This window comes from Rhizobium sp. YJ-22, assembly GCF_029601685.1.
Lineage (GTDB): Bacteria > Pseudomonadota > Alphaproteobacteria > Rhizobiales > Rhizobiaceae > Metarhizobium.
On sequence record NZ_JARRIR010000004.1, the window covers coordinates 447,247 to 462,904 of the forward strand.

Annotated in this window: 14 protein-coding genes; 7 read left to right on the forward strand and 7 right to left on the reverse strand. The window is 63.3% G+C overall.

Going from position 1 to position 15,658, the window contains the following annotated elements:
* Window positions 1-22 precede the first annotated feature (22 nt).
* The 6 genes from lptF to rsmA all read left to right on the forward strand — a co-directional run bounded on the left by lptF (window position 23) and on the right by rsmA (window position 7,581).
* Window positions 23-1,195 carry an LPS export ABC transporter permease LptF gene (gene lptF, locus P7F60_RS12745; protein WP_277918097.1) on the forward strand — a complete coding sequence of 391 codons (1,173 nt, stop codon included), beginning with the start codon at window positions 23-25 and terminating at the stop codon, window positions 1,193-1,195.
* Window positions 1,192-2,277 carry an LPS export ABC transporter permease LptG gene (gene lptG, locus P7F60_RS12750; protein WP_277918183.1) on the forward strand — a complete coding sequence of 362 codons (1,086 nt, stop codon included), beginning with the start codon at window positions 1,192-1,194 and terminating at the stop codon, window positions 2,275-2,277. The genes lptF and lptG overlap by 4 nt, the downstream gene beginning before the upstream one ends.
* 56 nt (window positions 2,278-2,333) lie before the next feature.
* Window positions 2,334-4,607, forward strand: a complete 2,274-nt coding sequence (locus tag P7F60_RS12755) for an LPS-assembly protein LptD (RefSeq protein WP_277918098.1) — start codon at window positions 2,334-2,336, stop codon at window positions 4,605-4,607.
* 188 nt (window positions 4,608-4,795) lie between these two features.
* Window positions 4,796-5,731: a peptidylprolyl isomerase gene (locus P7F60_RS12760; RefSeq protein ID WP_277918099.1), complete on the forward strand. Its 936-nt coding sequence runs from the start codon at window positions 4,796-4,798 to the stop codon at window positions 5,729-5,731.
* A 6-nt stretch (window positions 5,732-5,737) separates the two neighbouring features.
* The gene (pdxA, locus tag P7F60_RS12765; RefSeq protein ID WP_277918100.1) at window positions 5,738-6,754 is read left to right on the forward strand and encodes a 4-hydroxythreonine-4-phosphate dehydrogenase PdxA; all 1,017 of its coding nucleotides are present in this window, start codon (window positions 5,738-5,740) and stop codon (window positions 6,752-6,754) included.
* The gene (gene rsmA, locus P7F60_RS12770; protein WP_277918101.1) at window positions 6,754-7,581 is read left to right on the forward strand and encodes a 16S rRNA (adenine(1518)-N(6)/adenine(1519)-N(6))-dimethyltransferase RsmA; all 828 of its coding nucleotides are present in this window, start codon (window positions 6,754-6,756) and stop codon (window positions 7,579-7,581) included. The genes pdxA and rsmA overlap by 1 nt, the downstream gene beginning before the upstream one ends.
* Before the next feature lie 199 nt (window positions 7,582-7,780).
* Here the strand turns inward: rsmA and gmk are convergent, their stop codons facing one another.
* The 7 genes from gmk to fabD all read right to left on the reverse strand — a co-directional run bounded on the left by gmk (window position 7,781) and on the right by fabD (window position 14,430).
* Window positions 7,781-8,449, reverse strand: coding sequence for a guanylate kinase (gene gmk / locus P7F60_RS12775; RefSeq protein WP_277918102.1), 669 nt, complete (start codon window positions 8,447-8,449; stop codon window positions 7,781-7,783).
* 3 nt (window positions 8,450-8,452) lie between these two features.
* Complete coding sequence (locus P7F60_RS12780) at window positions 8,453-9,340, reverse strand: YicC/YloC family endoribonuclease (protein ID WP_277918103.1); 888 nt, start codon at window positions 9,338-9,340, stop codon at window positions 8,453-8,455.
* A gap of 68 nt (window positions 9,341-9,408) precedes the next feature.
* Window positions 9,409-10,641 carry an endolytic transglycosylase MltG gene (gene mltG / locus P7F60_RS12785; protein ID WP_277918104.1) on the reverse strand — a complete coding sequence of 411 codons (1,233 nt, stop codon included), beginning with the start codon at window positions 10,639-10,641 and terminating at the stop codon, window positions 9,409-9,411.
* A 180-nt stretch (window positions 10,642-10,821) separates the two neighbouring features.
* Window positions 10,822-12,084: a beta-ketoacyl-ACP synthase II gene (gene fabF, locus P7F60_RS12790; protein ID WP_277918105.1), complete on the reverse strand. Its 1,263-nt coding sequence runs from the start codon at window positions 12,082-12,084 to the stop codon at window positions 10,822-10,824.
* Between the two features lie 120 nt (window positions 12,085-12,204).
* Window positions 12,205-12,441, reverse strand: a complete 237-nt coding sequence (locus P7F60_RS12795; protein ID WP_006727438.1) for an acyl carrier protein — start codon at window positions 12,439-12,441, stop codon at window positions 12,205-12,207.
* Between the two features lie 287 nt (window positions 12,442-12,728).
* Window positions 12,729-13,466, reverse strand: a complete 738-nt coding sequence (gene fabG / locus P7F60_RS12800) for a 3-oxoacyl-[acyl-carrier-protein] reductase (protein WP_277918106.1) — start codon at window positions 13,464-13,466, stop codon at window positions 12,729-12,731.
* 19 nt (window positions 13,467-13,485) lie between these two features.
* Window positions 13,486-14,430, reverse strand: a complete 945-nt coding sequence (gene fabD / locus P7F60_RS12805) for an ACP S-malonyltransferase (RefSeq protein WP_277918107.1) — start codon at window positions 14,428-14,430, stop codon at window positions 13,486-13,488.
* A 179-nt stretch (window positions 14,431-14,609) separates the two neighbouring features.
* Between fabD and P7F60_RS12810 the strand changes: the two genes are divergently transcribed.
* Window positions 14,610-15,653, forward strand: a complete 1,044-nt coding sequence (locus P7F60_RS12810; RefSeq protein WP_277918108.1) for an aldo/keto reductase — start codon at window positions 14,610-14,612, stop codon at window positions 15,651-15,653.
* The last annotated feature ends 5 nt before the right edge of the window (window positions 15,654-15,658 follow it).

Below are 15,658 nucleotides of genomic sequence, written 5' to 3' on the forward strand. Positions count from 1 at the left end.
GGACAAACATATAAAGACAGGCATGAAGCTTCTCGAGTCCTATATAATGCGTCGGGTGATCCAGATGTTCCTGGTAGCGTTGCTGCCGGTGCTGGCGATCATCTGGACGACGCAGGTGCTCAACCGAATCAACCTGGTGACCGACAACGGTCAGTCGGTCGGTTCGTTCATGAAGCTCGCCACGCTGATCCTGCCGACCATCATTCCCATCGTGCTGCCCTTCGCGGCCGTCATCGGCGTCAGCCAGACGCTGACTTCGATGAACAACGATTCCGAGCTGACGGTCATCGAGGCGGCCGGCGCCTCGCGCTGGACGATCATCCGGCCGGTGATCATCCTGGCCGGCGTGCTCAGCCTCTTTTCCTTCACCATCGACAACCTAATCGAGCCGAAGGTGCGCGTCGCCGCCCGCGAGATGGTGGCGGCCACCTATGCGGATCTGCTTTCTTCCGTCATCGAGGAAAAGACCTTCCGCCGCGTCGAGGACGGTCTCTACATCCAGATTTCCGAGCGTCATTCCGGCCGCGTCCTGAAGGGCCTGCTGGTCGCCGATTCGCGCGATCCGGCCTTCGATCTCATTTATTATGCGCGCGAGGGCGCGGTGAATGCCGAGGGCACGGCGCTGATCATGCATGACGGCGAGGTCCACCGCAAAATCCCCGGCGGCAACGTCTCGATCATCCGCTTCGACTCCTATTCCTTCGATCTTTCGGACCTGACGCAGAGCCGCGGCCAGACGACACTGAGGCCGGGCGACCGTAGCCTGGCCTATCTGCTCAATCCCGACCCCGACGACAAGAACGTGCGGGAAGATCCCGGCGCCTATCGCGCCGAGTTGCATCGACGCTTGACGGAATGGAGCTTTCCGCTGCTGTTCAGCCTCGTGGCGCTGGTGATCGCCGGCGATGCACGCTCGCATCGCGACGCGCGCCTGCATCCGCTGATCTCGGCGCTCAGCATCAGCTTCCTGTTGCGCTGGGCCTCGTTCTACAGCGCCAACCAGGCGGAAAGCCGGCCGTTCTTCATTCTCGTCATGTATGCGGTGCCGCTGATCGCTGGCGGTTGTCTCATCTATCTCCTGATGGCGCATCGCAAGTTGAAGATTCCCGCGAGCGTGACCCGCCTCAGCTCCGAAGCCTGGCAGCAGGCACTCAAGCTGCGCAAGGACGATGCCGCCAAGGGAGGCCAGTCGTGATCCTCTCGACCCTCGGGCGCTATTTTCTGAAGCGCTATCTGCTGACCATGTTCTGGTTCCTGATCGGCGTCGCCTCGATCGTCTTCCTGATCGACTTCTCCGAGACCTCGGGCCGCATGTCTGGGCTGACCGGCTACAGCCTGTTCGGCGTCTTCCTGATGACGCTGCTGCGCCTGCCGCTCATCCTGCAGCAGACGATCCCGTTCATTGCACTGTTCGTCGGCATGACGGTGCTGATCAGCCTCAACCGCCGCTACGAACTGGTGGTGACGCGCGCCGCCGGCGCCTCCGTCTGGCAGTTCATGTCGCCCTTCGTGGTCGGGGCGCTGCTCACCGGCCTTGCCACCACCTTCGCGCTGAACCCGCTTGCGGCCTGGGGCCAGCGGAAAGCGCTGGCGGTCGAAGCGGAATGGCGCACGCGCTCTGGCTCGCCCGCCGCATCAGCCCTGCCCTGGATCCGCCAGATCAGCGACGGCGACGATACCGTGATCGGCGGACGAGTCATCCTGGAGGACGGAACGCTGCTGGTCGATGCCGTGGTTCTGCACTTCGGCGCCGATGGCCGGATCGTCTCTCGGCAGGACGCAAGCTCGGCAAAATTGCAAGATGGTTACTGGTTGCTTAAGGACGTGACGGAGACGCGGCCGGGCGAAATCTCAACCCGGCACAGCACTGCCCAGGTTCGAACCAATCTCAAGCCGGAATTCGTTCAGCAACGGATGACGCAGCCGGAAACCGTTGCTTTTTATGATCTTTCTAACAAAATTTCAGTTGCGCGCGCCTTCGGCGTTTCAACCAAGGCGCTCGAAACCCAGTTTCACTCGCTCTTGTCGATGCCGCTGCTTCTGGTGGCGATGACAATGATCGCTGCAACCGTTTCGCTCAAGTTCAGCCGTTTCGCACAATCGCGTTCGGTGATTCTGGGTGGAATCATTTCAGGCTTCGTGCTTTATGTTGTGACCGTGCTTGTGAAAGCTTTCGGAAGCAGCGGGGTGGTGCCTCCGTTCATCGCGGCCTGGATTCCGGTTGTCGTGGCGCTGGCACTCGGGGCAACGATTCTGCTGCATCAGGAGGATGGCTAGTGGCGGTAAGCAACCGCAAAACGATCAGGCGGCTCACGGCTGTCCTGCTGACAGGTGTGTCCGTATGTGCGTATCTGAGCACCACGGCTTACACAGCCTATGCACAGTCGCGTCTTCAATCGCTTGAACCCAATATCCCGGCCGACTCCAAGCTGATGCTCTCGGCCAACGAACTCGTCTACGACAAGGATGCGGAGCGGATTTCCGCCGTCGGCGGCGTGCAGATCAATTATGCCGGCTACAAGATGGTCTCGCAGCGCGTCGAGTACAATCAGAAGACCGGCCGCATGACCGCCATCGGCAATATCGAGCTGGTAGAGCCCAACGGCACGCGGCTTTATGCCGAGACGCTCGACGTCACCGACAATTTCGCCAACGGCTTCCTCAATGCGCTGCGCATCGAGACGACCGACAATACGCGCCTGGCCGCCGAGAGCGCCGAGCGGATCGACGGCCGCGACATGGTGCTGAACAACGGCGTCTACACCGCCTGCCTGCCCTGCGCCAAACACCCGGAACGGGCACCCTTCTGGCAGGTGAAGGCCCAGCGCATGGTGCAGAACGGCGAAAAACATACGATTCGCCTGGAGCATGCCCGCTTCGAACTGCTCGGCCACCCGATCGCCTGGATTCCGGTGCTGGAAGTGCCGGACCAGACAGTGAAGCGCAAATCCGGCTTCCTGTTCCCGCGCATGTCGCAGGCCCAGAACCTCGGCTTCGGCCTGACGGTCCCCTATTATTACGTCATTTCCAACAGCCAGGATCTGACGGTCAGCGGCACCGGCTATACCAAGCAGGGTTTCCTGCTCGACGCCGAATATCGCCAACGGCTGGAAAACGGCACCTTCTCGGTGCGCGCCGCCGGCATCAGCCAGATGAACGAGGACACCTTCTCTCCCGGCACCTCGGATTCGGAAGTGCGCAGCCGCGGCCTGATCCAGTCGAAGGGCGCGTTTCAGATCAATCCGCGCTGGGCTTTCGGCTGGGACGTCATGGCGCAGACCGACAACAATTTTTCGCGCACCTACGAGTTGAACGGCGATGAATACGTTCACACCAGCACCGCCTATCTGACCGGTCTCGGCAAGCGCAACAGTTTCGACATGCGCGCCTTTTACTTCGACATCCAGGATGCGTCGCTGACGAGCGCGGATGAAGAGAAGCAGGCGATCGCCGCGCCGGTCATCGACTACAGCTATTATGCGCCGCAGCCGGTCCTCGGCGGCGAGTTGTCGATCGACATGAACTTCACCAACATCTATCGCAATCGCGCCGATGTCTACTCGGTCGACGGCTTCGATCGCTTCCGCGGTCTCGACGGGCGCATGGCGCGCATGTCGACGGAAGCGGAATGGAAACGCACCTTCGTCACCCCCGGCGGGTTGTTGCTGACGCCGATCCTGGCGCTGCGCGGCGATGTCATGAACGTCGACATGACCGCGCCGAACCTGATCGACCCCGCGAATTATGTCTATACCGGCGGTTTCGAGGGCAGCGATGCCAATACGCGCGGCATGGCCACGGCGGGCCTGGAAGCGCGCTATCCCTTCCTGATCTCGACCAGCAACAGCACGCATGTGATCGAACCCATCGCCCAGATCTTCATGCGCCCTGACGAACCTCTGGCCGGCATGCTGCCGAACGAGGATGCGCAGAGCTTCGTCTTCGACGCCACCAACCTGTTCGAGCGTGACAAGTTCTCCGGCTTCGATCGCATCGAGGGCGGCACGCGCGCCAATATCGGCCTGCGCTATACCGGCAGCTTCGACAACGGCTATACGCTGAACGGCATTTTCGGCCAGTCGTACCAGCTTGGCGGCAAGAACTCGTTCGCCACCGACGATCTCGTCTACGCCGGCGCCAATTCCGGCCTGGAAGACGATGTTTCCGACTTCGTCGGCATGATCGGCGCCACCACGCCCTTCGGCCTGTCGCTTGCCGCCACCAGCCGCTTCGACAAGGACAATTTCGAGCCGATGCGCACCGGCACGACCATCGGCTATGGCAACGATCGCTTCCAGACGAGCCTGACCTACACCCATATCGAGCCGCAGCCGAAATACGGCTCGACGGAAGTCAACTCGGAACTGCAGACATCCGGCAGGGTCAAGCTGACCCAATATGTCTCGGTTTACGGCTCCCTGACCTGGGATCTGAACAACGACGTCGTCAGCCGCCGCAGCGTCGGCTTCACCTATGAAGACGAATGCACGATCTTCTCGCTCGGCTTTACCGGCAAGAGCGACGTTGCCAACACCGCCGCCAACGACTGGACCGTCGCGGCAAGGCTCAGCTTCCGCACGCTCGGCGACATCCGCATCGGCGACTGATCCGCCATTCCGACCTGAATTGCGCGACGGGCCCGCTCGGGGCCCGTTTGCGTTCGGCTATGAAAATGCCGCGCCGGTCATTGTTTTGCCGCGAGGATTGCGCATGTGACCCCGTATATTGTAAAGTCCCGCCAAAATTTCGGGGGGCTGCGACAGCATCTGTCCACCCGCAGAAGCGAGGAAAATTCATGATATCCGCATGCAAACCGATGCGCGCCCTGATGTTCGGCGCCGCGGCCCTGGCTCTGGCCGTGGTGGCAGATCCGGCGCCGCGCGCGGCCTTCGCCGCCACCAGCCAGGTCAGCATCACGGTCAACAAGGCCGTCATCACCAATGGCGACATCGCCCGGCGCGTCGCGTTCCTGCGTCTGCAGCGTCAGAAGGGCGATCTGAACAAGCTGGCCAAGGAGCAACTCGTCGAGGAATCGCTCAAGCGCCAGGAAATCGCCCGCGCCGGCATGTCGGTTTCGACCCAGGACGTCGATGCCGCCTTCGCCCGGTTTGCGGCCAGCAATAAGCTGTCCGTGCCGCAGATGACGCAGATCATCGAAAAGGCCGGCGTCGGCGTCGACCATTTCAAGGCGTATATCGCGGTGTCGATGAGCTGGCCGCGCGTGCTCAACAGCCGCTCCAGCGGTGGCATGTCGAACCAGGAAGCCGTAACCCGCATGCTGCAGAGCAAGGAAAAGCCGGTTACCACCGAATATGTGCTGCAGCAGGTGATCTTCGTCGTGCCCGCCTCCAAGAAGGGCATAACCGGCAAGCGCAAGGCGGAGGCGGAAGCCTCGCGCGCCAAGTTCCCCGGCTGCGAGCAGGCGAAGGTGTTCGCCGCGACGATGAAGGACGTTTCGATCCGCAGCCTCGGCCGCGTCCTCGAGCCCGAACTGCCCGCCGACTGGAAGCCTTTGATCGAGAAGGCCAATGGCGTGACCACCGGCACCCGCGTCACCGAGCGCGGCGTCGAATATCTGGCGATCTGCAACAAGCGTCAGGTCAATGACGACTACGCCGCCGAAGTCGTGTTCCGCGCCGAAGATCTCGGCAAGGAAAAGAACGGCAAGAATCCGCGCGAGGAAAAATACCTCGACGACCTGCGCAAGAAGGCCCGCATCGTCTATTACTGATCCGAGATGACGATGCCACCCCTCGCCTTGACCCAGGGCGACCCCGCCGGGGTCGGCCCCGACATTACGCTGGCCGCCTGGGAAAACCGGGCGGTGCTGAACCTGCCGCCCTTCCTCTATCTCGGCGATCCCGACGTACTGGCCGCCCGTGCGAAAACGCTCGGGCGCGATGTGCCGTTGCGCGAGGCCGACCCGGCAAGCGCTGCGGCCATCTTCGCCAATGCCCTGCCCGTCCTGCCGATCGCGGCCGGTGCGACCGTTACGCCCGGCCAGCCGGATTCGAAGACGGCACGCGGCACTATCGCCGCCATCGAGATGGCGGTCGCGCTGACCATCAGTGGGCAAGCCGCTGCCGTCGTCACCAATCCCATCGCCAAGGCGGTGCTGTATGAGGCCGGTTTCGCTTTTCCCGGCCATACGGAATTCCTGGCCGACCTCGCCACGCGCGCCATCGGCAAGCCGCTGTTGCCGGTCATGCTGCTCGCCGGCCCAAAACTGCGGGCCGTGCCGGTCACCATCCACATCGCGCTGAGCGCGGTGCCCGCGGCGCTGACGACCGAGCTGATCCTCGATACCTGCCGCATCACCCATGCCGACCTGCGCGACCGCTTCGGCATCGCCGCGCCGCGGCTGGCGGTCTCTGGCCTCAATCCCCATGCCGGCGAGAACGGCACGATGGGGCGCGAGGATGATGCCGTCATCCGTCCGGCGGTCGAAGTCTTGCGGGCCGAGGGCATTGATGCGCGGGGGCCGCTGCCGGCCGACACCATGTTCCACGATGCGGCGCGCGCCACCTATGACGTCGCCATCTGCATGTATCACGACCAGGCGCTGATTCCCGCCAAGGCGCTGGGTTTCGACGATTCGGTCAATGCCACGCTCGGCCTGCCCTTCATCCGCACCTCGCCGGACCATGGCACCGCCTTCTCGCTGGCCGGCACCGGCGCGGCCAAGGCCGACAGCCTGATCGCGGCGTTGCGGCTTGCCGGCGAACTGGCCGCCACATCGAAGAAGGAAGGCTGATGGCCGCGTTGGACGGACTACCGCCGCTGAGGGATGTCATCCAGCGGCACGGGCTCGACGCGCGCAAGGCGCTCGGCCAGAATTTTCTGCTCGATCTCAACCTGACCCAGAAGATCGCCCGCACCGCCGGCCCTTTGGAGGGCGTGACGGTGTTCGAGGTGGGACCGGGACCGGGCGGGCTGACGCGCGCCATCCTGGCGCTGGGCGCCAAGAAGGTGATCGCCGTCGAGCGCGACACGCGCTGCCTGCCGGCGCTCGCCGAAGTCGCCGACCATTATCCCGGCCGGCTGGAAGTCATCGAAGGCGATGCGCTCAAGACGGATTTCGAGGCTTTGGTGCCGGAAGGCCCGGTGCGCATCATCGCCAACCTGCCCTACAATGTCGGCACGCAGTTGCTGGTCAACTGGCTGCTGCCGAAAGAATGGCCGCCATTCTGGCAATCGCTGACGCTGATGTTCCAGAAGGAAGTCGGCCAGCGCATCGTCGCCCGCGAGGACGACGACCATTACGGCCGCCTCGGCGTACTCTGCGGCTGGCGCACACGGGCGCATATGGCCTTCGACGTGCCGCCGCAGGCGTTTACGCCGCCGCCCAAGGTGACCTCATCCGTCGTGCATCTGACTCCGAACCCCGAGCCGCTGCACTGCGATGTGGCGAAGCTGGAGCGCGTGACCCAGGCCGCCTTCGGCCAGCGCCGCAAGATGCTGCGCCAGAGTGTCAAATCCCTCGGCGGCGAAGCGCTGCTGACCAAGGCCGGCATCGATCCGCAGCGGCGGGCCGAGACGCTGTCGGTCGAGGAATTCGTGACGCTGGCGAATTGTCTTTGAGACAGGCTGGGGGCAAGCGCCCCCTCATCTGCCCTTCGGGCATCGTCTCCCTAGGGGAGAAGAGTCGCCGCAACGGCTATACTTCTCTTTTCCAATAGCAGACGCTGATAGAATGCGGCATTCACCGCAAATCCCTTTGTCCCGTCGGGGAGCCCGTCGGGGAGAAGGTGGCCCTTAGGCCGGATGAGGGGCCGGCGCCCTACTTCAGATCCGGTTCTTCTTCCAGAAGCTGCTGCACGAAACCGCCCATGCCGAGGCGGCGGGTGCGTTTCAGGCGCTCGGCCTTGACGATGGACTGCACGGCGTCGAAGGCCGAGTTCAGGTCGTCGTTGATGATGACGTAATCGTATTCTTCCCAATGGCCGATTTCGGCGCGGGAATTGATCAGCCGGGTGCGGATAACCTCTTCCGAGTCCTCGGCGCGGCGGTGCAGGCGCGATTGCAGCTCGGTCATGGTCGGCGGCAGCACGAAGATCGAGACGACGTCGCTCGCCATCTTTTCCTGAAGCTGCTGGGCGCCCTGCCAGTCGATGTCGAACAGCATGTCGCGGCCCTCGGCCATGGCGGCCTCGACCGGCTCGCGCGGCGTGCCGTAGAAATTGCCGTGCACCTCGGCCCATTCCAGCAGCGAGTTGGAATCGCGCAACCGCTCGAATTCACGGGCCGAGACGAAATGATAATGCACACCGGCGATTTCGCTGGGGCGGCGCTGGCGGGTGGTGACGCTGACCGACAGGCCGATGCCCTTGTCGGTTTCCAGCAGCGTGCGCGCGATCGTCGACTTGCCGGCGCCGGAGGGCGATGAAATCACCAGCATCAGGCCACGGCGGGCAATCGGGACTAGGTTGGCGCTTGTCGCGGCACTCATGGTTTACTCCAGATTCTGAACCTGTTCGCGGAACTGATCGATGACCACTTTCAGCTCGATGCCGGCCGCCGTCACGGCCGCCGAATTCGATTTCGAACAGATGGTATTCGATTCCCGGTTAAATTCCTGTGCCAGGAAATCCAGCTTGCGACCGACCGGCCCGCCCCTGGCGATCAGTTCGCGAGCAGCAGCGACATGGGACGTCAGCCGGTCGATCTCCTCGCGCAGGTCGGCCTTGGTGGCGAGCACGGCGGCCTCTTGATGCAACCGGTCGCGATCCAGCGACGGCGCGGCCTCCAGCAGCGCGGCGACCTGGGCGGTCAGGCGCCGGGCGATCTCTTCCGGCGTGCGCGACGGATCCTGTTCGACGGTCGCAGCCAATTCGGCGATTTTCGCGATCTGGCCTTGCAGCAGGCCGGCCAGCGTCTCCCCCTCCCGGCGGCGCATCTCGCCGAGATCGGCAAGGGCGGCCGCGAAGCCATCGAGAATGGCGGCATCGCGACTTTCTGTCTCGGCCGTATCTTCCTCAACCTCACGGAAATCGACGATGCCGCGGATCGACAGCAGGCTATCGAGGCGAAGCGGCGCCGGGTCGATCAGGTCGCCGAGTTCGCCGCGCAGGGTCAAAAGGGCCGCCAGCGCGTCGCGATTGATAACGGCGGCGAGCGGCGCGTCGCTGGCCGAGACGCTCAGAGACACCTGCATGTTGCCGCGCGAAAAGGCTTCCGACAACAGGCGGCGAACATCGGCTTCCAGCCGCTCAAAGCCCGGCGGCAGGCGCAGGCGGAAATCCAGCCCCTTGCCGTTGACGGAGCGCAGCTCCCATACCCAGCGATAACGGCCGACCGTTCCCTCGCGCCGCGCAAAGCCGGTCATGGACTGCAAAGACATGGAAACCCCTGGTGTTTGTTTTGTCGCAGTTCCGGACGCAAGACCGCTGCACACTTTTGCTGGAATTGCTAGTTCGTCGTTTTCTTCTTGCCGGAAGCCGGCGTGGCGGTCGGGTCGGCCTGATCGGCGGGCTGGCCGTCGACGGCGACGTTCGGATCGCCGCCACGGTCGGCCTCCAGCTTGCGCCAGCGGCGGACATTGGCGTTGTGCTCGTCCAGCGTCGCCGCGAACACATGGCCGCCGGTGCCATCCGCCACAAAATAGAGGTCTTCGGTGCGCCAGGGATTGGCGACCGCTTCCAGAGCCGCCCGGCCGGGATTGGCGATCGGCGCCGGTGGCAGGCCCTTGATCTTGTAGGTATTGAACGGCGTGTCCTTCTGCAGGTCGGACTGGTAGATCGGCCGGTCGGCGGGCTTGCCGTCACCGCCGAACAGGCCGTAGATCACCGTTGGGTCGGATTGCAGGCGCATGCCGCGCGCCAACCGGTTGATGAAGACCGAAGCCACGTGGGCGCGCTCGTCGGCCTTGCCGGTCTCCTTCTCGACGATGGAGGCGAGCGTGACGAAATCCTCCTTCGACTTGATCGGAACGCTGGCATCGCGCTTGTCCCAGATCTGGTCGATCAGCTTTTCCTGCGCCGCCAGCATCTGCTCGACGATCTCGCCGCGCTTGGTGCCGCGCGAGAATTTATAGGTGTCGGGACGCAGGCTGCCTTCGGCGGGCATGTCGTTCGGCACCTCGCCTTCGAGCACGGGATCGTCGGCGAGACGGCGATACATCTGGCGCACCGTCAAGCCCTCGGGGAAGGAGATGGAATAGAGGATCGACTTGCCGGATTTCAGCAGCTCCATGATTTCCTTCATGGAGGCGCCGGCCTTGATCTCGTATTCGCCGGCCTTCAGCGATTCGTTGTCCTTGAGATAGGTCGCGGTCATATAGCGGAAGATGCGCCCGTCGGAGACGATGTCGTTGCGCTCCAGGCTGGAGGCGATCTCGGCCAAGCCCGCGCCGTTGCGCACGATGAAATTGGTGTTGGTTTCCAGCGGCCCCGGCGCCTGATAGGTGGAGACGGCATAATAGAATGCGAAGACGGCAGCGGCCGAGACGAACACGACCAGCGTCATCAGGAAATTCAGGAAAATCACCAGCTGGCTGCGCGCCTTGCGCGAGCGGCGCGGCGGATCGGGAACCCGCTCCGGCCGCAGCGCCTCGTTGGCGGATTTGGGAATGATCGGGCCCTTGGCGCCCGAAGCACCGTCCCGGCCGAAACCCGTTTCGCCATTCTGGTTCGTATCGCTCACCGGCAATCCTCTTCATTTCGCATCGGCGGTGTTTGGCTAACCAATGCGGCAAAAAACAGGTTCAGGAAGCGACCGCGCCGCTCCAGGCAATCGTGACCAAAACGGCCCGCCCTCTTTTGAAAAGCAATTCCGGCAAAACCGCTCTACGCTTTTGCCGGAAAATCTTTGCAGGGCCAACCGTCAGTTCTGATAGCGGCGGAGCACCAGCGATGCGTTGGTGCCGCCGAAGCCGAAGGAATTCGACACGGCAACGTTCACCTCGCGCTCTCGCGCCTTGTGCGGCACCAGATCGATGGCCGTCTCGCGCTCGGGATTGTCGAGGTTGAGGGTCGGCGGCACGATGTTGTCGCGAATGGCGAGCGTCGCGAAAATGGCCTCGATCGCGCCCGCCGCGCCCAGCAGATGGCCGGTGGCTGACTTCGTCGAGGACATGGAGATGCGCGCGGCGGCTTCGCCGACCAGGCGTTCGACGGCGCCGAGCTCGATGGTATCGGCCATGGTCGAGGTGCCGTGGGCGTTGACATAGTCGATATCGGCAGGCGTCAGGCCGGCGCGCTTCAACGCCATGGCCATGCAGCGATAGGCGCCCTCGCCGTCCTCGGACGGCGCCGTGATGTGGAAGGCGTCGCCCGAGAGGCCGTAGCCGACCACTTCGGCGTAGATCTTCGCGCCGCGCGCCAGCGCATGCTCCAGCTCCTCGAGGACGACGATTCCAGCGCCCTCGCCCATGACGAAACCGTCACGGTCCTTGTCATAGGGGCGCGAGGCCTTTTGCGGGTCGTCGTTGTGCTGGGTGGAGAGCGCCTTGCAGGCGGCGAAACCGGCCAGCGAAATGCGGCAGATCGGCGATTCCGCGCCGCCGGCGACCATGACGTCGGCATCGCCCAACGCGATCAGCCGGGCGGCGTCGCCGATGGCGTGCGCGCCGGTCGAGCAGGCGGTGACGACCGCGTGATTGGGACCGCGCAGCTTGTGGCGGATCGAAACCTGGCCCGAGACGAGATTGATCAGGCGGCCGGGAATGAAGAAAGGCGAAATGCGGCGCGGCCCCTTGTCGCGCAGCGTATAGCCAGCCTCGACAATGCCTTCGAGACCGCCGATGCCAGAGCCGATCAGCACGCCGGTGGCGATCTGGTCCTCGTCGGTCTCAGGATGCCAGTTGGCGTCGGCGAGCGCCATATCGGCGGCGGCCATGCCGTAGATGATGAAGGGATCGACCTTGCGCTGCTCCTTCGGCTCCATCCAGTCATCGGCATTGTAGGTGCCGTCGGAACCGTCGCCCACAGGAATACGGCAGGCGATCTTGGCAGGCAGATCCTCGACTTCGAATTCAGTGACGAGTCGGGCGCCGTTTTGCCCTGCGAGCAGGCGAGACCATGTCACCTCCGTTCCGCATCCCAAAGGAGATACCATACCGGTACCGGTGATCACGACACGTCTCATCGTCCGTCAGCCCACCCTATAATTCAACGTATTCTTATGAAGAGAAATGCCCGGAAGACCGGGCAAAACGGGGCGAACCGGACAAGGGTCCGCCCGCGGAATCCTGAGAAGGATTCGATATCAGGCCTGGGCCTTCTCGATGAACTTGACGGCATCGCCGACGGTCAGGATCGAGTCTGCGGCGTCGTCCGGGATTTCGACGCCGAATTCTTCTTCGAACGCCATGACCAACTCGACGGTGTCGAGCGAATCCGCACCGAGATCGTCGATGAAGCTGGCGCCTTCGACAACCTTCTCGGCGTCAACGCCCAGATGATCAACCACAATTTTCTTAACGCGTTCTGCGATATCGCTCATGTCGGTTTCCTCGACCTTTGACTTCACCAGAATGCCGTTATGGCATCCGTACCCTGCTCTTGGCCTGCGGCGCCGAAAAGGCGCCCGGCAAACCGTTCATCCCCGTCGTCCCGTAGCGGTCCGGTCGCTGCGAAAGTCGAACCGGTCACGCCTGTTCGCGGGGCGACTGTTCACAGTCATGGCCCGCTTAACACGGTTTAAGGCCGCCGCAAAGCCAGAAAATCGTCGGCTATGGGCTTGGTCAACATGCATTTTAGCTGCATTCGACCAAATCGCCCATGCACGCCTCAGATCATCGCCATGCCGCCGTTGACATGGATCGTCTGGCCGGTGACGTAGCTTGCCTCGTTCGAGGCCAGGTAGAGCACGGCCGACGAGACTTCGGCGCCGGTGCCCATCCGTTTCATCGGGATGGCGCCCAGGATGGCGTCCTTCTGCTTGTCGTTCAGCTTGCCGGTCATGGCGCTTTCGATGAAGCCGGGGGCGACGCAGTTGACCGTCACGTTGCGGGTGGCGATTTCCTGGGCCAGCGACTTGGAAAAGCCGATCATGCCGGCCTTGGAGGCGCAATAGTTCGCCTGGCCGGGATTGCCGGTGACGCCGACGACCGAGGTGATGTTGACGATGCGGCCGAAGCGGCGGCGCATCATCGGATGCGCCAGTTCGCGCGTCAGGCGGAAGACGGCCGTCAGGTTGACTTCGAGCACGCTGTCCCAGTCCGCATCGCTCATGCGCACGAACAATCCGTCCTTGGTGATGCCGGCATTGTTGACGAGGATATCGACGCCTTCGAGATCTGCCTCGGCCTTTTCGCCGAGCGCCTTGACGCTGTCGCGGTCCGAGAGATTGGCAGGGAAGATCTTTACCCGCTCGCCGAGTTCGCCGGCCAGCGCTTCCAGCTTCTCGACACGCGTGCCGTGAAGGCCGACGATGGCGCCGCGGGCATGCAGCATGCGAGCGATTTCCTCGCCGATGCCGCCGGTGGCGCCGGTTACCAGCGCCTTACGTCCGGTCAAATCAAACATGGTCAAATTCCTTCGTTTGTCAGCTAAGGATAGCCGAAAGCGCCGCGTCGACATCGGCGGGCGTATTGATGGCGATGCCGGTAACGGACTTGTCGATGCGGCGGGCAAGCCCGGTCAGCACCTTGCCGGAGCCCACTTCATAAAGCGTGGCGACGCCGTTCTTTGCAAACCATTCGATCGTCTCGCGCCAACGCACCTGGCCGGTCACCTGCTCGACGAGAAGGGCGGCGATTTCCTTGGCATCCGAAACCGGGGCGGCGCGGACATTGGCGATGAGCGGCACGACCGGATCGTTGATCGCCACACCAGCCAGCGCCTCACCCATGGCCTCTGCGGCCGGGGCCATCAGGGCGGAATGGAAGGGTGCGGAGACCGGCAACAGGATGGCGCGCTTGGCGCCCTTGTCGGTGGCAAGGCCTGCCGCCTTTTCCACCGCCGCCTTCTCACCGGAGATGACCAACTGGCCGCCGCCATTGTCGTTGGCGATCTGGCAGGGGCCGATGGCGGAGGCTTCCGCGCAGACCGCTTCGACATCGCCCTGTTCGAGGCCGATGATCGCCGCCATGGCGCCGGCGCCGACCGGGACTGCGGCCTGCATGGCATTGCCGCGAATGCGCAGCAGGCGGGCGGTGTCGGCCAGCGAAAAGCTGCCGGCGGCACAGAGCGCCGAATATTCGCCGAGCGAATGGCCGGCGACATAGGCCACCTTGTCCTTCAGCGACAGGCCGCGGCTTTCGAGAACCCGGATCGCCGCGATGGAAACGGCCATCAACGCCGGCTGGGCATTGGCCGTCAGCGTCAGCATGTCTTCAGGGCCCTCCCACATGACGGCGGAAAGTTTCTGGCCGAGCGCCTCGTCGACCTCTTCGAAGACGGCGCGGGCTTCGGGAAAAGCCTCGGCCAGATCCTTGCCCATGCCGACGGACTGGCTGCCCTGGCCCGGAAACGTGAATGCGATTGCCATAGGGATGTCATCCTCCGGTCTGTTTTCTTTCCATTCGCCAAGTGTCAACGGCATGTCAAGCCTGCCTTGCTTGCTGCACCGCCAGATTTTCCGGCGTTTTCCCGTGGTATTTCGCACTTGCGTTCAATCAAAACCGGCCTACATTGCCGGCGTCTTACCCAAGCACGGATCTTTTTTTCATGAAGTACAAGAAGCTGGGCCGCACCGATATCTCGGTGTCGGAAATCTGCCTTGGCACGATGACCTGGGGTAGCCAGAACAGCGAAGCAGAAGCGCATCGCCAGATGGACTATGCACTGTCGCAGGGCGTCAATTTCTTCGATACCGCCGAACTCTACCCGACGACACCGGTCTCCGCAGAAACGTGGGGCGACACCGAAGCCTTCATCGGCACATGGCTGCAAAAGAGCGGCAAGCGCGGCGACGTCGTCCTCGCCACCAAGGTCGCCGGGCCCGGCCGCCCCTATATCCGCGGCGGTCGCCCCATCGATCCCGCCGGCATCCGCGAGGCGCTCGACAACAGCCTGATGCGGTTGAAAACCGATCATATCGATCTCTACCAGGTCCACTGGCCGAACCGTCCGCATTTCCACTTCCGCCATGCCTGGCAATACAATACCGCCAGGATCGACCGCGAACAGGCGACCGCCGACATCCTGGCGATCCTCGACACGCTGGACGAGGCGGTGAAGGCCGGCAAGGTTCGCGCCATCGGCCTCTCCAACGAAACGACGTGGGGCACGCAGAAATATCTGTCGCTGTCGGAGCGCAAGGGCCTGCCGCGCGTCGCAACCGTCCAGAACGAATACAATCTGCTCTACCGGCATTACGATCTCGACATGGCGGAGCTGTCGCATTTCGAGGATGTCGGGCTGCTCGCCTATTCGCCGCTGGCGGCCGGGCTGCTCTCGGGCAAATATCTCGGCGGCACGATTCCGCCCGGCTCGCGCGCCTCGATCAATGCCGATCTCGGCGGCCGCTTGCAGCCGCTGCAGGAAAAGCCGGTCGCGGCCTATGTCGAGATCGCGCGCCGCCATGGGCTCGATCCGACGGCAATGGCGATCGCTTTCTGCCTGACGCGACCGTTCATGGCCTCAGTGATTATCGGCGCGACGACGATGGAACAGCTCGCCACGGTGATCGGCGCAAAGGACATCACCTTGTCCGAGGAAGTCCTGAGGGACATCGCTGGCGTGCATCGGCAGTATCCGATGCCGATATAAGAAAG

Bases quoted from the DNA above. Each gene is read 5' to 3' on its own strand.
- P7F60_RS12810 (WP_277918108.1), top strand. From the start codon at position 14,610: ATGAAGTACAAGAAGCTGGGCCGCACCGATATCTCGGTGTCGGAAATC.
- P7F60_RS12780 (WP_277918103.1), bottom strand. From the start codon at position 9,340: ATGTCTTTGCAGTCCATGACCGGCTTTGCGCGGCGCGAGGGAACGGTC.
- P7F60_RS12795 (WP_006727438.1), bottom strand. From the start codon at position 12,441: ATGAGCGATATCGCAGAACGCGTTAAGAAAATTGTGGTTGATCATCTG.
- gmk (WP_277918102.1), bottom strand. From the start codon at position 8,449: ATGAGTGCCGCGACAAGCGCCAACCTAGTCCCGATTGCCCGCCGTGGC.
- lptF (WP_277918097.1), top strand. From the start codon at position 23: ATGAAGCTTCTCGAGTCCTATATAATGCGTCGGGTGATCCAGATGTTC.
- P7F60_RS12760 (WP_277918099.1), top strand. From the start codon at position 4,796: ATGATATCCGCATGCAAACCGATGCGCGCCCTGATGTTCGGCGCCGCG.
- fabF (WP_277918105.1), bottom strand. From the start codon at position 12,084: ATGAGACGTGTCGTGATCACCGGTACCGGTATGGTATCTCCTTTGGGA.
- pdxA (WP_277918100.1), top strand. From the start codon at position 5,738: ATGACGATGCCACCCCTCGCCTTGACCCAGGGCGACCCCGCCGGGGTC.
- fabG (WP_277918106.1), bottom strand. From the start codon at position 13,466: ATGTTTGATTTGACCGGACGTAAGGCGCTGGTAACCGGCGCCACCGGC.
- rsmA (WP_277918101.1), top strand. From the start codon at position 6,754: ATGGCCGCGTTGGACGGACTACCGCCGCTGAGGGATGTCATCCAGCGG.
- fabD (WP_277918107.1), bottom strand. From the start codon at position 14,430: ATGGCAATCGCATTCACGTTTCCGGGCCAGGGCAGCCAGTCCGTCGGC.